General features: G+C 62.3%; 11 protein-coding genes. 4 read left to right on the plus strand and 7 right to left on the minus strand.

Annotated features, from left to right (window positions below; genetic code table 11):
* Positions 1 to 996 carry a phosphogluconate dehydrogenase (NAD(+)-dependent, decarboxylating) gene (gene gnd / locus LMTR21_RS07395; RefSeq protein ID WP_065752803.1) on the minus strand — a complete coding sequence of 332 codons (996 nt, stop codon included), beginning with the start codon at positions 994 to 996 and terminating at the stop codon, positions 1 to 3.
* A gap of 9 nt (positions 997 to 1,005) precedes the next feature.
* Complete coding sequence (locus LMTR21_RS07400; RefSeq protein WP_065752804.1) at positions 1,006 to 3,852, minus strand: bifunctional transaldolase/phosoglucose isomerase; 2,847 nt, start codon at positions 3,850 to 3,852, stop codon at positions 1,006 to 1,008.
* Between the two features lie 242 nt (positions 3,853 to 4,094).
* On the opposite strand from LMTR21_RS07400, the gene LMTR21_RS07405 reads away from it, so the two are divergent.
* Entirely contained in the window at positions 4,095 to 4,358 is a 264-nt protein-coding gene (locus tag LMTR21_RS07405) for a hypothetical protein (protein WP_141688279.1), read from the plus strand.
* A gap of 38 nt (positions 4,359 to 4,396) precedes the next feature.
* On the opposite strand, the gene LMTR21_RS07410 is transcribed toward LMTR21_RS07405, so the two are convergent.
* Both LMTR21_RS07410 and LMTR21_RS07415 read right to left on the minus strand, forming a co-directional pair.
* The gene (locus tag LMTR21_RS07410) at positions 4,397 to 4,843 is read right to left on the minus strand and encodes a DsrE family protein (protein WP_065752806.1); all 447 of its coding nucleotides are present in this window, start codon (positions 4,841 to 4,843) and stop codon (positions 4,397 to 4,399) included.
* A 92-nt stretch (positions 4,844 to 4,935) separates the two neighbouring features.
* Positions 4,936 to 5,541: a hypothetical protein gene (locus LMTR21_RS07415; protein ID WP_065752807.1), complete on the minus strand. Its 606-nt coding sequence runs from the start codon at positions 5,539 to 5,541 to the stop codon at positions 4,936 to 4,938.
* 505 nt (positions 5,542 to 6,046) lie between these two features.
* Between LMTR21_RS07415 and LMTR21_RS07420 the strand changes: the two genes are divergently transcribed.
* From LMTR21_RS07420 to LMTR21_RS07430, 3 genes are read left to right on the plus strand one after another with little or no spacing between them, the layout of a single operon-like run.
* Positions 6,047 to 7,990 (plus strand): PrkA family serine protein kinase, encoded by a 1,944-nt coding sequence (locus LMTR21_RS07420; protein ID WP_065752808.1) that lies wholly within the window; start codon positions 6,047 to 6,049, stop codon positions 7,988 to 7,990.
* 13 nt (positions 7,991 to 8,003) lie between these two features.
* A complete protein-coding gene (locus LMTR21_RS07425; RefSeq protein WP_065752809.1) occupies positions 8,004 to 9,281 on the plus strand; it encodes a YeaH/YhbH family protein in 1,278 nt (425 codons plus the stop codon).
* The gene (locus LMTR21_RS07430) at positions 9,278 to 10,822 is read left to right on the plus strand and encodes a SpoVR family protein (RefSeq protein WP_065752810.1); all 1,545 of its coding nucleotides are present in this window, start codon (positions 9,278 to 9,280) and stop codon (positions 10,820 to 10,822) included. Before LMTR21_RS07425 ends, LMTR21_RS07430 begins: the two co-directional genes overlap by 4 nt.
* Here the strand turns inward: LMTR21_RS07430 and LMTR21_RS07435 are convergent, their stop codons facing one another.
* Genes LMTR21_RS07435 through LMTR21_RS07445 form a run of 3 tightly spaced genes read right to left on the minus strand, consistent with a single transcriptional unit; the run spans position 10,823 to position 15,494 of the window.
* A complete protein-coding gene (locus LMTR21_RS07435; RefSeq protein ID WP_065752811.1) occupies positions 10,823 to 11,878 on the minus strand; it encodes a 2-oxoacid:ferredoxin oxidoreductase subunit beta in 1,056 nt (351 codons plus the stop codon).
* Entirely contained in the window at positions 11,875 to 13,725 is a 1,851-nt protein-coding gene (locus LMTR21_RS07440) for a 2-oxoacid:acceptor oxidoreductase subunit alpha (RefSeq protein ID WP_065752812.1), read from the minus strand. The genes LMTR21_RS07435 and LMTR21_RS07440 overlap by 4 nt, the downstream gene beginning before the upstream one ends.
* Positions 13,695 to 15,494, minus strand: coding sequence for an FAD-dependent oxidoreductase (locus tag LMTR21_RS07445; RefSeq protein ID WP_065752813.1), 1,800 nt, complete (start codon positions 15,492 to 15,494; stop codon positions 13,695 to 13,697). Before LMTR21_RS07445 ends, LMTR21_RS07440 begins: the two co-directional genes overlap by 31 nt.
* Between the last annotated feature and the right edge of the window lie 3 nt (positions 15,495 to 15,497).

Raw genomic sequence — 15,497 nt, forward strand, 5'->3', positions numbered from 1 at the left:
CTACGCCTTCGTATCAGGTTTCTTCGGCGGCTCCTTGTGGCCGCCGAAACCGGCCCGCATTGCCGAGAGGATCTTTTCCGCAAAGGTGTGATCCTTGCGCGAACGGAAGCGCGCGTAGAGCGCCGCCGTCAGCACTTCCGCCGGCACCGCTTCGTCGATCGCGGCGTTGACGGTCCAGCGACCTTCGCCGGAATCTTCCACGAAGCCGGAGTAATTATCCAGCGTCTGGTTTTCCGCGAGTGCGGAGGAGGTGAGATCGAGCAGCCAGGACGGAATGACGCTGCCGCGCCGCCACACCTCGGCAATATCGGCGATGTTCATGTCGAAGCGATGCTCCGGCGGCAAGGCTTCGATGTTGGCGTTCTTGAGGATGTCAAAACCCTCGGCATAGGCCTGCATCAGGCCGTATTCGATGCCGTTGTGGATCATCTTGACGAAATGTCCGGCGCCGGAAGGGCCGGCGTGGATATAGCCCTGCTCGACGCGTGGGTCGCGGCCCTCGCGGCCCGGTGTGCGCGGAATGTCGCCGGCGCCCGGCGCCAGTGTTTTGAAGATCGGGTCGAGCCGGTCGACAACGGCCTTGTCGCCGCCGATCATCATGCAATAGCCGCGTTCGATGCCCCAGACGCCGCCACTGGTCCCGACGTCGAGATAGTGCAAGCCTTTCTCCTTCAGCGCCGCGCCGCGGCGGACGTCGTCCTGCCAGAACGTGTTGCCGCCGTCGATGATGACGTCGCCAGGCTGCATCAGCTTGGCGAGCGCCTCGATGGTCGCCTCGGTGATCTTGCCGGCCGGCAGCATCACCCAGGCGGTGCGCGGCTTCTCCAGTTTTGCCACGAACGCTTCCAGCGTTTCCGCGCCGGTTGCGCCTTCGCCGGCAAGTGCGGCGACCGCCTTGGCATCCTTGTCGTAGACCACGGCGGTGTGGCCGTTCTTCATCAACCGGCGGACGATGTTGCCGCCCATCCGGCCGAGACCGATCATGCCGAGTTGCATCTGACTTTCCTAACTGAGCGCTTCCGAAATTGCGGCATCGAGTGCGGCCAGTCCCGGCCCGAGGCTGCCCTTGAGGTGGACGCGCAGCGCGCGCCGGCCGCGCTCGGTGAGCACGTCGAAATCGCCGCGCGCCTGCGCCGCCTTGATGATGCCGAAGCTCGCTTTCTGTCCGGGCACCGGCAAATCCTCGGTATCGTCGGCCGTGATCTGCAGGAACACGCCGCTGTCGGGGCCGCCCTTGTAGGCCTGACCGGTCGAGTGCAGGAAGCGCGGGCCGAATTCGGCGCAGGTCGCCAGATGATGCGTGTCGCGCACCGCAAGCCGCATCTTCTGCAGCGAGCCGATCGTGCCGGGATTGCGCGCGATATAGGCGAGCAGGGCGACGTAGTCGCCGCTGTCCGCGCGCGAAAGCTGAGCTTTGATCCAGGAGCCGAGCGTGCCATCGGCACCGGCCTTGCGCAGCTCGGCCGCATTTTGCTCGTCGGTATAGAGATCGGCCTCGTCGGTCGAAATGACAGGCTTCTCCGCCGGGAGCGAACCGGTCTTTTCGAACGCGCCGGTCAGTTCCCGCGTCTTGATCTTCGCCGCTTCCACGTCGGGCTGGTTGAACGGATTGATGCCGAGGATCGCGCCAGCCACGGCGGTCGCCATCTCGAACCGGAAAAATTCCTGGCCGATATGGTCGATCGATTTCATGACGATGCGGGCCACGGGATGTCCGGCCGTTTCCAACGCCTTGAGCCGGTCGTCATGCGAGGCGTCGTCCTCGCCTTCGGTCCTGATATCGATGAAGAAGCGGTCGTTGCCGTAGAGCGAGGGAGCACCGAGCGGCTCGCCGTCGATCGGGATCAGCCCCTTGCCCTCCTTGCCGGTGGATTCGGCGATCAACTGCTCGGCCCAGGCGCCGAAATCGGCGACCTTTTCCGACGAGGTAATGGTCACCTTGTCACGGCCTTCGAGGCCGGCCAGACCCATCGCGAGCCCAAGCTGCACGCCCGGGTTTTCATGCGGCGGCACGTCGGCGCCGCAGGAGCGCACCATCGCGAGCGTATGCTCGATCAGGCTGCGCACGTCGATGCCGGCGGCGGCCGCCGGCACCAGGCCGAACGGCGACAGCACCGAATAGCGTCCGCCGATCGCGGGATCGCCGTGGAAGATACGGGCAAAGCCTTGGCTGATCGCATTCTTCTCCAGCGACGAGCCGGGATCGGTCACGGCCACGAAGCGATGGCCGGCCTTGTCCTTGCCGACCGTCCTGGCGACGCGATCGAAGAAGTAATCCTTCATCACGTTCGGCTCGGTGGTGCCGCCGGATTTGCTGGAGACGATGAAGAGCGTGTGGGCGAGATCGACGGTGTCTTCCATCGCGCGCACCTGCGCAGGATCGGTGGAATCAAGCACGTGCAGTTTCGGAAAGCCGGACTTCTTGGGGAAGGTTTCCGCCAGCACCTCCGGCCCGAGGCTCGATCCGCCCATGCCGAGCACGACGACGTCGCTGAATTTCTGGCCCTTCACGCGCCGGGCAAAATCCTCGTAATTGGCGACGTCGGCTGTGGCGGGGCTGTCGAGCCAGCCCAGCCATTTATTCTCATCCTCGCCGGTCCAGACCGATTTGTCCTTCTGCCACAGCCTTCGGATTTTGGCCGATGCGCGCCAGTCCTCGGTGCTCTTCTCGACGGCCTTTCGGATGCCATCGCCGAGCGCGAGTTGCTGGTGGTCGATGCCGCCGCCGAGAGAGGCGGCGCGCTTGTTCGCGACCGCGCCATAGAGCTTGTCGGCGGCGTCAGCGAACAGCTTGACGCCGTCCGTGACCAGTTCGGCGGTGATGTCGTCGAGCGAGATGCCGGATTTTTCGAGCTCTTCGAGCACGCGCTGCGCGTCCTCGATATTTTCTTCCAGACTGTCGCGCAGCTTGCCGTGGTCGCGGAATGCATCGAGCGTTGCCGGTGGCACCGTGTTGACGGTGTTGGGACCGATCAGCTCCTCGACATACAGCACATCGCTGTAGTCCTTGTTCTTGGTGCCGGTGGAGGCCCACAGCAGCCGCTGCGGCTTGGCGCCCTTGGCGGCAAGCTTCTCCCAGCGGGGGCCTGCGAACAGCCCCTTGTAGTCCTGATAGGCGAGCTTGGCGTTGGCGATGGCGACCTTGCCCTTCAGCGCGCTCAGCCGCTCCTTCTCGCTGGGGTCATTGGCCCTGGCGATCTTCTCGTTGAGCTGCTTGTCGACGGCGGTATCGATGCGGCTGACGAAGAAAGATGCGACGCTGGCGACGTGAGAGGGATCGCCGCCCTTGGCCACGTAGTGTTCCAGGCCCGCGATATAGGCTTCTGCCACCTCGCGATAGACGTCCTGCGAGAACAGCAGCGTGATGTTGATGCTGATGCCTTCGCCGATCAGATGCTCGATCGCGGGCAGGCCTTCCGGTGTTGCCGGCACCTTCACCATCAGGTTCTGCCGATTGACGTCCTTCCAGAGCCGCTCGGCCTCGGCGATCGTTCCCTTGGTGTCCATCGCCAGATAGGGCGAGACCTCGAGGCTGACAAAACCGTCACCGCCGTCCAGGCTGTCATAAACCGGCCGCAGCACGTCGGCGGCGTTCTGGATGTCCTCGATCGCCACCGCCTCGAACAGGTCGGCGACCGGGCGGTCGCCCGCCTTCAGGGCATGGCTGATCGCGCCGTCATATTCGTCCGAACTGCCGATCGCCTTTTCGAAGATCGAGGGGTTCGACGTCACGCCCTTGACGCCGTCGGTGTCGATCAGCGCCTTGAGGTCGCCCTTGGCGACGAAGCCACGGGCGAGGAAGTCCAGCCAGACGGCCTGGCCATGGTTTTCGAGTGATTTGACGGGATTCATGGTGCCTGTTCTGTTTGCGCGGTCTGTTTTTGGGTTTCTGGCAGCTTTCGGGGGCAGGGCCGGAAAGTCAATATTTGGTTGGGCTTGCGGTCGGATGGGGGAGGTTTCCCTGCGATATTAACGCCATTGGCACCGGTTCGATCCCGTAAAATGGCCGGTCTCGATGCCGGCTGGCGGGTCGAACCGGTTGTCGAAATGGCGACACCAACGGGCACAAGCACGAAGTTGTGAAGGAGCCCGTCATGAGCCGTTGTTTTTCGTCTCGCACCTGCCTCGTGCTTTTGGCCGGCCTGCTCGCCTTCGGCCCGCGCGCAGCGGAAGCCGCCGGCGCCGGCGTGCATTTGAGGGTTCATGCGCAAAACATTCCGCGGGCGGTTGCTGGGGGACACAACTCGCATGTCGGGGTGGGAGCGGGCGCGCAGACGCCATCGCGACTGCATCCGAACACAAGAGGCATTCAACTCGATGGCGCGGGCGAAAGTGCGGCGACCAGATCGCTCAAATGAGCGGTCGACGTGAAACATTCACGTCAATCGGCAACGCCTCATGGTCGCAGGTAAAGATAGCCTTGCGATTGCAGCTCGGCGATCCGCACCACGCCGCCGCGGTCGTCGGCGATAAAACCCGGCAACAAATCCGTCAGCGTGACATTCTGCGACTTCATGGTGTTGCCGCAGACAGCGAATTCGATTCCGGCTTTGTTGAAGTGGCCGACGCGCCGGGAAATGTCTGGATTGACGGAAGCGGAGTGAAACGCCCGCAACGCCTGGCCGTGAACCACCAGCGCGATCGTGACGTGATCGGGGCCGCCGACACCGTTGAGATGGTTCTGGATGTTGCTCAGAACGAAGTTCACCTTGTCGAGATCGTTGAGGTGATACACCACCTTCAATTTTGTTGAAGGCGCTTCGGCAGCGGTGTTTGCGCGAGAGGCAGCAAAGACTGCACTGAACGCCGAAACCGCGCCCCACAGCATGTTGCGTCGATGCATAACGTCCTTCCAACGTAACATGACGTCGTTCCAGCCTAAGTGGTGTGGTTCACAAACCTAAGTAGGTGGTTCACCAACTTATGTAGAGTGGCTCACTTGTGCCTGAGTGCCGCAAGCTCCTTGCGATCGGTCACCAAGTCGGAGCATTCGTGCAGATCGGCGCGATCAACGCGGAAAATCTTGTCGTCGGCACCGGCCGCCAGATCGTCGCTGGCGTCTTCGTCGGCCTTGTTGCGCTCCCAGGCTCTGATGCGCTCAAGCCGGATCAGCGCGGATCGCGCATCCTTCATCGCCACCTCGATGCCGCCGCCTTCGCAATCGACGCCGCAGCCGAGCCGAATTTCACCGCCGCTGTTTTCGGCGGCAATGTGACTGCAAGAGCCGCTGGAATCGAAGTTGCCGGCGCGGTGGCGATACTTGAAGCCAAGGCGGAAGGAATAGTTGACGATCTTGTCCTCCGGCGCTTCTTCGGCTGTCACCAGCAGCTTCATCGCGCTGACTTTCTGCCTGGGGTGCTGCGCCAGATGGCTGGCGTCATAACGACGCACGAAGCAGGCATAGGCCTTGTGGCTGAGCGGCCCGCTGAACATCTTGATATTGAAGGTGGCGGCTTTCGCCTTGTCGACCGCCTCCTGGGCGAGAGAGGCATTGGCTCCGACGAGGGAGGCAACAGCTGCGACGATCCAGACGAATTTCATGGCAGACTCGGATTAAACGCGCGGCACCGTACTTTAGTTGCAGTTGGCACGGGGCGCGTTCAACGCCCCGGCCCGCGAAATGAACGGGTGTTAATCTTGGCCCTTTCGCGACTGGCCGGCCTGCCGAAGGTGACAAAAGGCCACCGTTCTCGCACCTTTGGGCCGCCTGGAATCCGGATTTTCTCCGCTTTGCTGCTTCAGACTGCCAAAGCCGTCGCCGATTCGAGCAGTGCAGTGCGCAGAATCGTTAAAAAACCCCTTACCTCCCGCTCGGTATTAGCCCGGTGCAAAATGTTGCCGCGCGGATACAACGGGAGCGAAATGGACCCGTATCTTTACGAGGCTGAGCCGCTTAGCACGACTATTGCATTGCATTGTGATCTGGCTCGCGTGTCCAATCAGTGCAGGTGCTTATGGTGATTCGCGAGACGGAAGCTGTGACGCTCCGCTACTGGAACCCGACGGTGCGTCCGGCATTTATCAGGTGACCATGGAGAGACGGATCATGTACAACGATTCTCTGTTCAATGCTTTCGCCCGGTCCTTCGAAGCTAGAAGCCAGACCGATATGTCGATGGCGGAATATCTGGAGTCGTGTCGAAACGATCCGATGCGATACGCCAATGCTGCGGAGCGACTACTAGCTGCGATCGGCGAGCCTCAGATGATTGACACGGCCAAGGACCCTCGCCTTGGCCGTATCTTTTTGAATCGCACCATGCGGCTCTATCCGGCCTTCGCCGGCTTCTACGGCATGGAAGATACGATCGAGCGCATCGTCGGCTTCTTCCGCCACGCAGCTCAAGGGCTCGAAGAGCGCAAGCAGATCCTCTATCTGCTTGGACCTGTCGGCGGCGGAAAATCGTCGCTCGCCGAACGCCTCAAGTCGTTGATGGAAGTCCACCCCATTTACGTGCTGAAGGCTGGTGACGAACTCAGTCCGGTGTTCGAGAGTCCGCTCAGCCTGTTCGATCCGGAATCGCTGGGGCCGATGCTTGAGGAAAAGTACGGCATTCCGCGCCGCCGCCTCACTGGTCTGATGAGCCCGTGGTGCTACAAGCGCCTCGAAGCCTTCGGTGGCGACATCTCGCAGTTCCGCGTCGCCAAGATCCAGCCGTCGCGGCTGCGCCAGATCGCGATCGCAAAGACCGAGCCCGGCGACGAAAACAACCAGGACATCTCGTCGTTGGTGGGCAAGGTCGACATCCGCAAGCTGGAGACCCTCGCCCAGAACGATCCCGACGCCTACAGCTATTCCGGTGGTCTCAATCGCGCCAACCAGGGCATTCTCGAATTCGTCGAGATGTTCAAGGCGCCGATCAAGATGCTGCACCCGCTGCTGACGGCGACGCAGGAGGGCAACTATATCGGGACCGAGAATATCGGTGCGATCCCGTTCACCGGTCACATTCTCGCCCACTCCAACGAGGCCGAATGGCAAAGCTTCAAGACCAACAAGAACAACGAGGCCTTCATCGACCGCATCTGCGTCATCAAGGTGCCGTACGTCCTGCGCGTCACCGAAGAGCAGAAGATCTACGAGAAGCTGATCCAGAGTTCCGAACTGGCCGCCGCACCGTGCGCTCCGGCCACGCTGGAAACCATGGCGCGCTTCTCGGTGATGTCGCGGTTGCGCAGGCACGAGAATTCGACCGTGTTCGCCAAGATGCGGATCTATGACGGTGAGAGCCTGAAGGAATCCGATCCGAAGGCGCGCAGCGTTCAGGAATACAGGGATGCTGCCGGCGTCGATGAAGGCATGGACGGCGTTTCGACCCGCTTCGCGTTCAAGGTCCTCGCCGCGACCTTTAATCACGACACCAGCGAGGTTGGTGCCGACGCGGTCCATCTGATGTACACGCTGGAGCAGGCGATCCGGCGCGAGCAGCTTCCCGACGAGGTCGAGAAGCGTTACCTCGAGTTCATCAAGGCTGAACTCGCGCCTCGCTATGCCGAATTCATCGGGCATGAGATCCAGAAGGCCTACCTCGAATCCTATTCGGATTACGGCCAAAACCTGTTCGACCGCTATGTCGACTATGCCGATGCCTGGATCGAGGACCAGGATTTCAAGGATCGCGACACCGGGCAAATGCTCGATCGCGAGCTGCTCAATCAGGAACTGACCAAGATCGAAAAGCCGGCCGGCATCGCCAATCCGAAGGACTTCCGCAACGAGGTGGTCAAGTTTTCGCTGCGGTCGCGGGCCCAGAACAGCGGGAAGAACCCGTCCTGGACCAGCTACGAGAAGATTCGCGAAGTGATCGAAAAGCGGATATTCTCCCAGGTCGAGGACCTGCTTCCCGTGATTTCGTTCGGTTCGAAGAAAGACGGAGAGACGGAAAAGAAGCATGGCGAGTTTGTCGCGCGCATGGTCGAGCGAGGCTATACCGAGCGACAAGTCCGCCGGTTGGTCGAGTGGTACATGCGCGTAAAACAGGCAGGCTGAGGCGGATGAGACCGTGGCCATTCACATCGTCGACCGGCGCCTGAATCCGGGTAGCAAGAGTCTGGAGAATCGCCAGCGCTTTCTGCGTCGAGCCAAGGCGCTGGTTCAAGGGGCGGTGAAGAAGTCGTCGCAGGAACGGGACATCAAGGATGTCCTGGAGGGCGGCGAGGTCAGCGTACCCATTGATGGCATGGACGAGCCGCGCTTTCGCCGCGAGGGCGGCACGCGCGACATGGTGCTGCCTGGCAACAAGAAGTTCGTCGAAGGCGACATGCTGCCGCGGCCGAACCAGAGCGGCGGCAAGGGCAGGGGTGCGGGCGAGGGCGACAGCGAGGATACGTTCCGCTTCGTCCTCAGCCGCGACGAGTTTGTCGACCTGTTCCTCGATGACCTCGAATTGCCCGATCTCGCCAAGCGAAAGCTGGCCGAGGTCGAATGCGAGGGCATTCGCCGGGCGGGCTACTCGACGTCAGGCTCGCCCGCCAATATTTCGGTCAGCCGCACCGTAAGCCGTGCCTTGGCGCGTCGCGTCGCGCTGCGGCGGCCGCGGCCGGAGGAACTGGCGGCCCTCGAAGCCGAGCTTGAGGATTGCAGCGAGGCGCGCCGCGTCGAACTGCTGGCCGAGATCGAGGCCCTGAAGGCAAAGATCAAACGCATCCCGTTCATCGATCCGATCGACATCCGCTACCGCCGTTTCGAGACGGTGCCGAAGCCGGTGGCGCAGGCCGTGATGTTCTGTCTGATGGACGTCTCCGGCTCGATGACCGAGCACATGAAGGATCTCGCCAAGCGCTTCTACATGCTGCTCTACGTGTTCCTGAAGCGGCGTTATCGCCATGTCGAGATTGTCTTCATCCGGCACACCGACCGGGCCGAAGAGGTCGACGAGCAGACGTTCTTTTACGGGCCGGCTTCCGGCGGCACGCTGGTGTCGAGCGCATTGCAGGCGATGCACGACATCGTGCGCACGCGGTTCCGCCCCGAGGACTGGAACATTTATGCCGCGCAGGCTTCCGACGGCGACAATTCCTACGCGGACGGCGAGGTCGCGAGCCGGCTTCTGACCGACAAGATCCTGCCGGTCAGCCAGTTCTTTGCCTATCTGGAAGTCGGCCAGGAAAACGGCCTGTCCTACGAAATGCCGAATTCCGCGCTCTGGACCCTTTACGAGGGCCTGCGTGCGAATGGCGCGCCGCTGTCGATGCGCAAGGTCAATGAGCGCAGCGAGATCTTCCCGGTGTTTCACGATCTCTTCCAGCGCCGTAGCCAGCAGGAAAGGACCGCGTCATGACTGCGACCGACCAGTTGCTGTTTCAGGGCGCCGACTGGGATTTCCGGACGCTGCAGAAGATCTGCGACACCTGCGAGCAGGTCGCGTGCGATGAGCTGGGGCTCAACGTCTACCCCAACCAGATCGAGGTCATTACCGCCGAGCAGATGCTGGACGCGTATTCATCCGTCGGCATGCCGCTGTTCTACAAGCATTGGTCATTCGGCAAACACTTTGCCTTTCAGGAGGCATCCTATCGCAAGGGACTGATGGGGCTGGCCTACGAGATCGTCATCAACTCGTCGCCGTGCATTTCCTACCTGATGGAGGAAAACACCGCGACGATGCAGACGCTCGTCATCGCGCATGCCGCCTTCGGCCACAATCATTTCTTCAAGAACAATTATCTGTTCAAGCAATGGACGGATGCTGACGGCATTCTGGATTATCTCGAATTCGCCAAGCGCTACGTGGCGCATTGCGAGGACCGCCACGGCCGGCAGGCGGTCGAACACACGCTCGACGCCGCGCACGCCTTGATGTCGCACGGCATCGATCGCTATCCCGGCAAGAAGAGTCTCGACCTGCGCGCCGAGGAAAAGCGAGCGGGCAGGCGCCGTGCCCATGAGGAGGCCGCATTCAACGATTTGTGGCGCACCGTTCCGGGCGGCAAGGTGAAGAGCAGCGCGATACTGGACGTCGAACGCCGCCGCCAGATGCTCGGCCTGCCGCAGGAAAACCTGCTGTATTTTCTCGAGAAGACCGCGCCGCGCCTGCGCCCCTGGCAGCGCGAATTGCTGCGGATCGTGCGCCACATCGCGCAATATTTCTATCCGCAGAGCCAGACCAAGGTCATGAACGAGGGCACGGCGACCTACGTTCACTATCGCATCATGAGCCGGCTGCATCAGCAGGGAAGGCTGACCGACGGCAATTTCCTCGAATTCCTGCAGTCGCACACCAACGTGGTGTTCCAGCCCGAGTTCGACGATCCGCGCTATTCCGGCTTCAACCCGTATGCGCTGGGATTTGCGATGATGCAGGACATCGAGCGCATCGTCACCGATCCGGACGCCGAGGATCGCGAGTGGTTTCCGGATATCGCCGGCAAGGGCGATGCCATGGCCGTGCTGCGCGACATCTGGGCCAACTATCGCGATGAAAGCTTCATCAGCCAGTTCATGAGCCCGCGGCTGATGCGGCACTTCCGCCTGTTCCACCTGCATGATGATCCGGAGGAGCGCGCGGGCATCCTGGTCGATGCCATCCACAACGAGCGCGGCTACCGCCGGCTGCGGCGCGAACTGGCGCGGCAGTACGACGTCGGTTTCATCGATCCGAATATCGAAGTCGTCGATGTCGACCTTGCCGGCGATCGCCGGCTGATGTTGCGCCACACCGTGGTGAAGGGCGCCCAGCTCACCGAGACCGATACCAAGCGCGTGCTGCAGCACCTCGCCGATCTCTGGAGCTATGACGTATCGCTCGTCGAGAGCGACGCGTCCGGCACGGTCCTGAAGGAGTATGTCGCGCACCCACGGAACATCTCCGTGGCGGCGTAGCTACCGCAGGCTGGCGTTGATCTTTTCCAGCGCCGCCGTGCCAGGGCACAGGTCCTTGGCTTCCAGCGTATTGAGCGGCGTCTCGACGGTGTCGAGATGGGTGTGCAAGTCTTCCGCATCGGGATCGACATACAGCAACCCTGTGACCACCTGGCCCTTGGCGGCGTGCTTCTGCAGGAAGGTCATCGCCGCCAGCCGGTCGCTGGCGTCATAATCGGCGTCGATCTTGCGCAGCGCCAGCCGCGTGCCGTCATGCTGCTCGACCACCTGCACCGTGCCCGGCGCATACTCGACCGTGATCGGGTCGCGGCCGGTGAGCACGTCGAGCCGGTTCACCGCGTCATTGTGCTCGCGGACATAGTCAAAACTCTTGGTCGAGCCGGCATGGTTATTGAAGGCGATGCAGGGGCTGATGACGTCGATGAAGGATGCGCCCTTGTGGCGGATCGCGGCGGCGATCAGCGGCACCAGCTGGGTCTTGTCGCCGGAGAAGCTGCGCGCCACGAAGCTGGCGCCGAGTTGCAGCGCGATCGCCACCAGGTCGATAGCGTTGTCGGTGTTCATCACGCCCTTCTTGGACTTCGAGCCGCGGTCGGCGGTCGCCGAGAACTGGCCCTTGGTGAGGCCGTAGACGCCGTTGTTCTCGACGATATAGGTCATGTTGACGCCGCGCCGGATCGAATGTGCGAACTGGCCGAAGCCGATCGAAGCCGAGTCGCCGTCGCCGGAGACGCCGAGATAGATCAAGTCGCGGTTGGCGAGGTTGGCCCCGGTCAGCACCGACGGCATGCGGCCGTGCACGGAGTTGAAGCCGTGCGAATTGCCGAGGAAATAGTCCGGCGTCTTCGACGAGCAGCCGATGCCTGAAATCTTGGCGACGCGATGCGGTTCGATCGACAGCTCGTAGCAGGCTTCGATGATGGAAGCCGTGATCGAGTCGTGACCGCAGCCGGCGCACAGCGTCGAGATCTTGCCCTCGTAGTCGCGGTGGGTATAGCCGAGATCGTTCTTCTTCAGGCCGGGATGATGAAATTTTGGCCTTGCAATGTAGGTCATGACACGGCCTTGCGGAGAGGGGTCACCTTGAGATGGTCCTGGTGGTCGCCGATGGCATTGGCGATGAAGCGCGCGGTGATCGGTGTGCCGTCATAGTGCAGGATCGGTACCAGCCGGACCGGATCGATGCCGTTCTCGTTGACGATCAACTGCCGAAGCTGGGCGTCGCGGTTCTGCTCGACCACGTACACGAAATCATGGTCGGCGATAAAGCTCGCCACGCTGGAGTGGAACGGGAAGGCGCGGATGCGCATGCGATCGAGCTGGTGCCCGCGCGCTTCCAACAGGCCGATCGCTTCGTCCATCGCGGGCGCCGTCGAGCCGAAATAGATCACGCCGTATTTGGTCGGCTTGGCGGCGTTGGCCTGCAACGGCCGCGGCACCAGGTCCTGCGCGGTCTCGAACTTGCGCACCAGCCGCTGCATGTTGTCGGCGTAAACCGCGCCTTCTTCCGAATAGCGGGCGTAGCGGTCGCGCGAGGTGCCGCGGGTGAAGAACGATCCCTTGGTCGGATGCGTGCCCGGATAGGTGCGGTAGGGAATGCCGTCACCGTCGACGTCGAGATAGCGGCCGAAATCGCGCCCGGGTTCGTCGAGCATTGCCGCCGTCATCACCTTGCCGCGGTCATACTGCCTCGCGTCGTCCCACTTCAGCGGGCGGCAGAGGCGGTGGTTCATGCCGATGTCGAGATCGAGCATCAGGAAGATCATGGTCTGCAGCCGGTCGGCGAGATCGAACGACTGCGCCGCGAACTCGAACGCTTCGGCCGGGTCTTCCGGAAACAAAAGGACGTGCTTGGTGTCGCCGTGCGAAGCGTAGGCGCAGGCGATGATGTCGCATTGCTGGGTGCGCGTCGGCATTCCCGTCGAAGGGCCGGCGCGCTGGATGTTCATGATCACGGCCGGAATTTCCGCGAAGTACGAAAGGCCGATGAATTCGGTCATCAGGGAGATGCCGGGACCGGAGGTCGCAGTGAAGGCGCGCGCGCCGTTCCAGGAGGCGCCGATCACGATGCCGATCGATGCGAGCTCGTCCTCACCCTGGACGATCGCGTATTTCGCCTTGCCGGTCTCGGGGTCGTGCCGCAGCTTCTTGCAGTGGCTCGTGAAGGCCTCCGCCACCGACGATGACGGCGTGATCGGATACCAGGCGCAGACGGTGGCGCCGCCATAGACGGCGCCGAGCGCGGCTGCGCTGTTGCCCTCGATGAAGATGCGGTCGCCGACCTTGTCTGATTTTTTCACCTGCAGTCCGATCGGGCATTTCAGGTTCTGCAGCGCCCAGTCGCGGCCGAGATGCAGCGCGTGGACGTTCGACGACAACAGCTTTTCCTTGCTCTTGTACTGCTCCCCGATCAGTTGCTCGACCAGTTTTGGATCCATGTCGAGCAGGGCGCAGAGCGCGCCGAGATAGATGATGTTCTTGAACAGCTGACGCTGACGCGGGTCGGTGTAGGTCGAGTTGGTGATCGCGGTCAGCGGCACGCCGATGACGTTGATGTCGGCACGAAACTTCGACGACGGCATCGGCTTGGTGGAATCGTAGAACAGATAGCCGCCGGGCTCGATCGAGGCGACGTCCTTGTCCCAGGTCTGCGGGTTCATCGCCACCATCATGTCGACGCCGCCGCGGGCGCCGAGATGGCCGGCTTCGGTGACGCGCACCTCGTACCAGGTCGGCAGCCCCTGGATGTTGGAGGGGAAGATGTTGCGCGGAGAGACCGGCACGCCGTGGCGCAGGATCGAGCGCGCGAACAGTTCGTTGGCGCTCGCCGAACCCGAGCCGTTGACGTTGGCGAAGCGGACGACGAAGTCGTTTACGCTGCTGATCGGGCTTTGGTCTGGCATGTCGAACCTGCGTGAGTCATATCGATGAGGTACTTTTGCATGTCCCAGGCGCCGGTCGGGCAGCGCTCGGCACACAGCCCGCAATGCAGGCAGACGTCCTCGTCCTTCACCATGACGCGCCCGGTCTTGAGCCCTTCGGCGACATAGAGCGCCTGGTCGTGACGCGGCGAGGGCGCTTTCAGCCGCTGCCGCAGGTCCTCTTCCTCGCCATTCTCTGTGAAGGTGATGCAATCCATCGGGCAGATGTCGACGCAGGCGTCGCATTCGATGCAGGCCGGCGCCGAGAATATGGTCTGCACGTCGCAGTTCAGGCAGCGTTGCGCCTCGCCGAGCGCGAGCTTGACGTCATAGCCGAGCTCGACCTCGGTCTTGATGTCCTTCAGCGCGATCACCTTGTCGCGATGCGGCACCTTGAAGCGCTTGTCGCCCGAGATGTCGTTGTCGTAGCTCCACTCGTGGATGCCCATCTTCTGTGAGGTGACATGCACCTCGGGCAGCGGGCGCTCGTTGATGTCCTCGCCCGAGATCATCTTGTGGATCGACAGCGCAGCATCATGGCCGTGCGCCACTGCCCAGATGATGTTCTTCGGGCCGAACGCAGCATCGCCGCCGAAGAACACCTTCGGGTTGGTCGATACAAACGTCTTGGGATCGACCTGCGGCATGTTCCACTTGTCGAACTCGATGCCGCAATCGCGCTCGATCCAGGGGAAGGCGTTCTCCTGGCCGACGGCAACCAGCACGTCGTCGCAGGGGATGGTCTGGTCCGGCTCGCCGGAGGGCACCAGATTGCGGCGGCCCTTGGCGTCGTATTCGGCCTTCACCTTCTGGAAGGTGACGCCGATCAGCTTGCCGTTCACATGCTTGAACGCGACCGGCACCATGTAATTGAGGATCGGAATGTCCTCGTGAATGGCGTCTTCCTTCTCCCAGGCGCTCGCCTTCATTTCCTCGAAGCCGGAGCGCACGATGACCTTGACGTCCGCGCCGCCGAGCCGGCGCGCGGTACGGCAGCAATCCATCGCGGTGTTGCCGCCGCCCAGCACGATCACACGCTTGCCGATCTTCTCGACATGGCCGAACGAGACGGACGCCAGCCACTCGATACCGATGTGAATATTGGCGGTGGCTTCCTTGCGGCCAGGGATATCCAACTCACGGCCACGCGGCGCGCCGGAGCCGATGAAGACCGCGTCGTAATTTTCGGCCAGTAGCTTCTTCAGGCTGTCGATGCGGTGACCGCCCTTGAACTCGACGCCGAGGTTGAGGATGTAATCGGTTTCCTCGTCGATGACCGTATCGGGCAGGCGGAATTTCGGAATCTGGCTCCGCATCATGCCGCCCGCCTTGGGATCGGAATCGAACACGGTGCAGTGATAGCCGAGCGGCGCGAGGTCGCGTGCCACGGCGAGAGAAGCGGGACCGCCGCCGACCAGCGCGATGCGCTTGCCGTTCTTCGCGACAGGCCTCGGCATGCGGTGCCTGACGTCGTCCTTGAAGTCGGCGGCAACGCGCTTCAGGCGGCAGATCGCGACCGGATTATCCTCGACGCGGCCGCGCCGGCATGCCGGCTCGCATGGACGATCGCAGGTGCGTCCCAGAATTCCGGGGAACACATTCGATTTCCAGTTGATCATGTAGGCGTCGCTGTAACGCCCCTCGGCAATCAAACGGATATACTCGGGAACCGGTGTGTGTGCGGGGCAGGCCCATTGGCAATCGACCACCTTGTGAAAGTAGTCTGGCGCCGAGATATCAGTCGGTTTCATTCC

The organism is Bradyrhizobium paxllaeri (genome assembly GCF_001693515.2).
Taxonomy (GTDB): Bacteria; Pseudomonadota; Alphaproteobacteria; order Rhizobiales; family Xanthobacteraceae; genus Bradyrhizobium; species Bradyrhizobium paxllaeri.

Coding starts and splice junctions, on each gene's coding strand:
- LMTR21_RS07400 (WP_065752804.1), bottom strand. CDS start 3,852: ATGAATCCCGTCAAATCACTCGAAAACCATGGCCAGGCCGTCTGGCTG.
- LMTR21_RS07440 (WP_065752812.1), bottom strand. CDS start 13,725: ATGCCAGACCAAAGCCCGATCAGCAGCGTAAACGACTTCGTCGTCCGC.
- LMTR21_RS07415 (WP_065752807.1), bottom strand. CDS start 5,541: ATGAAATTCGTCTGGATCGTCGCAGCTGTTGCCTCCCTCGTCGGAGCC.
- LMTR21_RS07435 (WP_065752811.1), bottom strand. CDS start 11,878: ATGACCTACATTGCAAGGCCAAAATTTCATCATCCCGGCCTGAAGAAG.
- LMTR21_RS07410 (WP_065752806.1), bottom strand. CDS start 4,843: ATGCATCGACGCAACATGCTGTGGGGCGCGGTTTCGGCGTTCAGTGCA.
- LMTR21_RS07430 (WP_065752810.1), top strand. CDS start 9,278: ATGACTGCGACCGACCAGTTGCTGTTTCAGGGCGCCGACTGGGATTTC.
- LMTR21_RS07445 (WP_065752813.1), bottom strand. CDS start 15,494: ATGAAACCGACTGATATCTCGGCGCCAGACTACTTTCACAAGGTGGTC.
- gnd (WP_065752803.1), bottom strand. CDS start 996: ATGCAACTCGGCATGATCGGTCTCGGCCGGATGGGCGGCAACATCGTC.
- LMTR21_RS07420 (WP_065752808.1), top strand. CDS start 6,047: ATGTACAACGATTCTCTGTTCAATGCTTTCGCCCGGTCCTTCGAAGCT.
- LMTR21_RS07405 (WP_141688279.1), top strand. CDS start 4,095: ATGAGCCGTTGTTTTTCGTCTCGCACCTGCCTCGTGCTTTTGGCCGGC.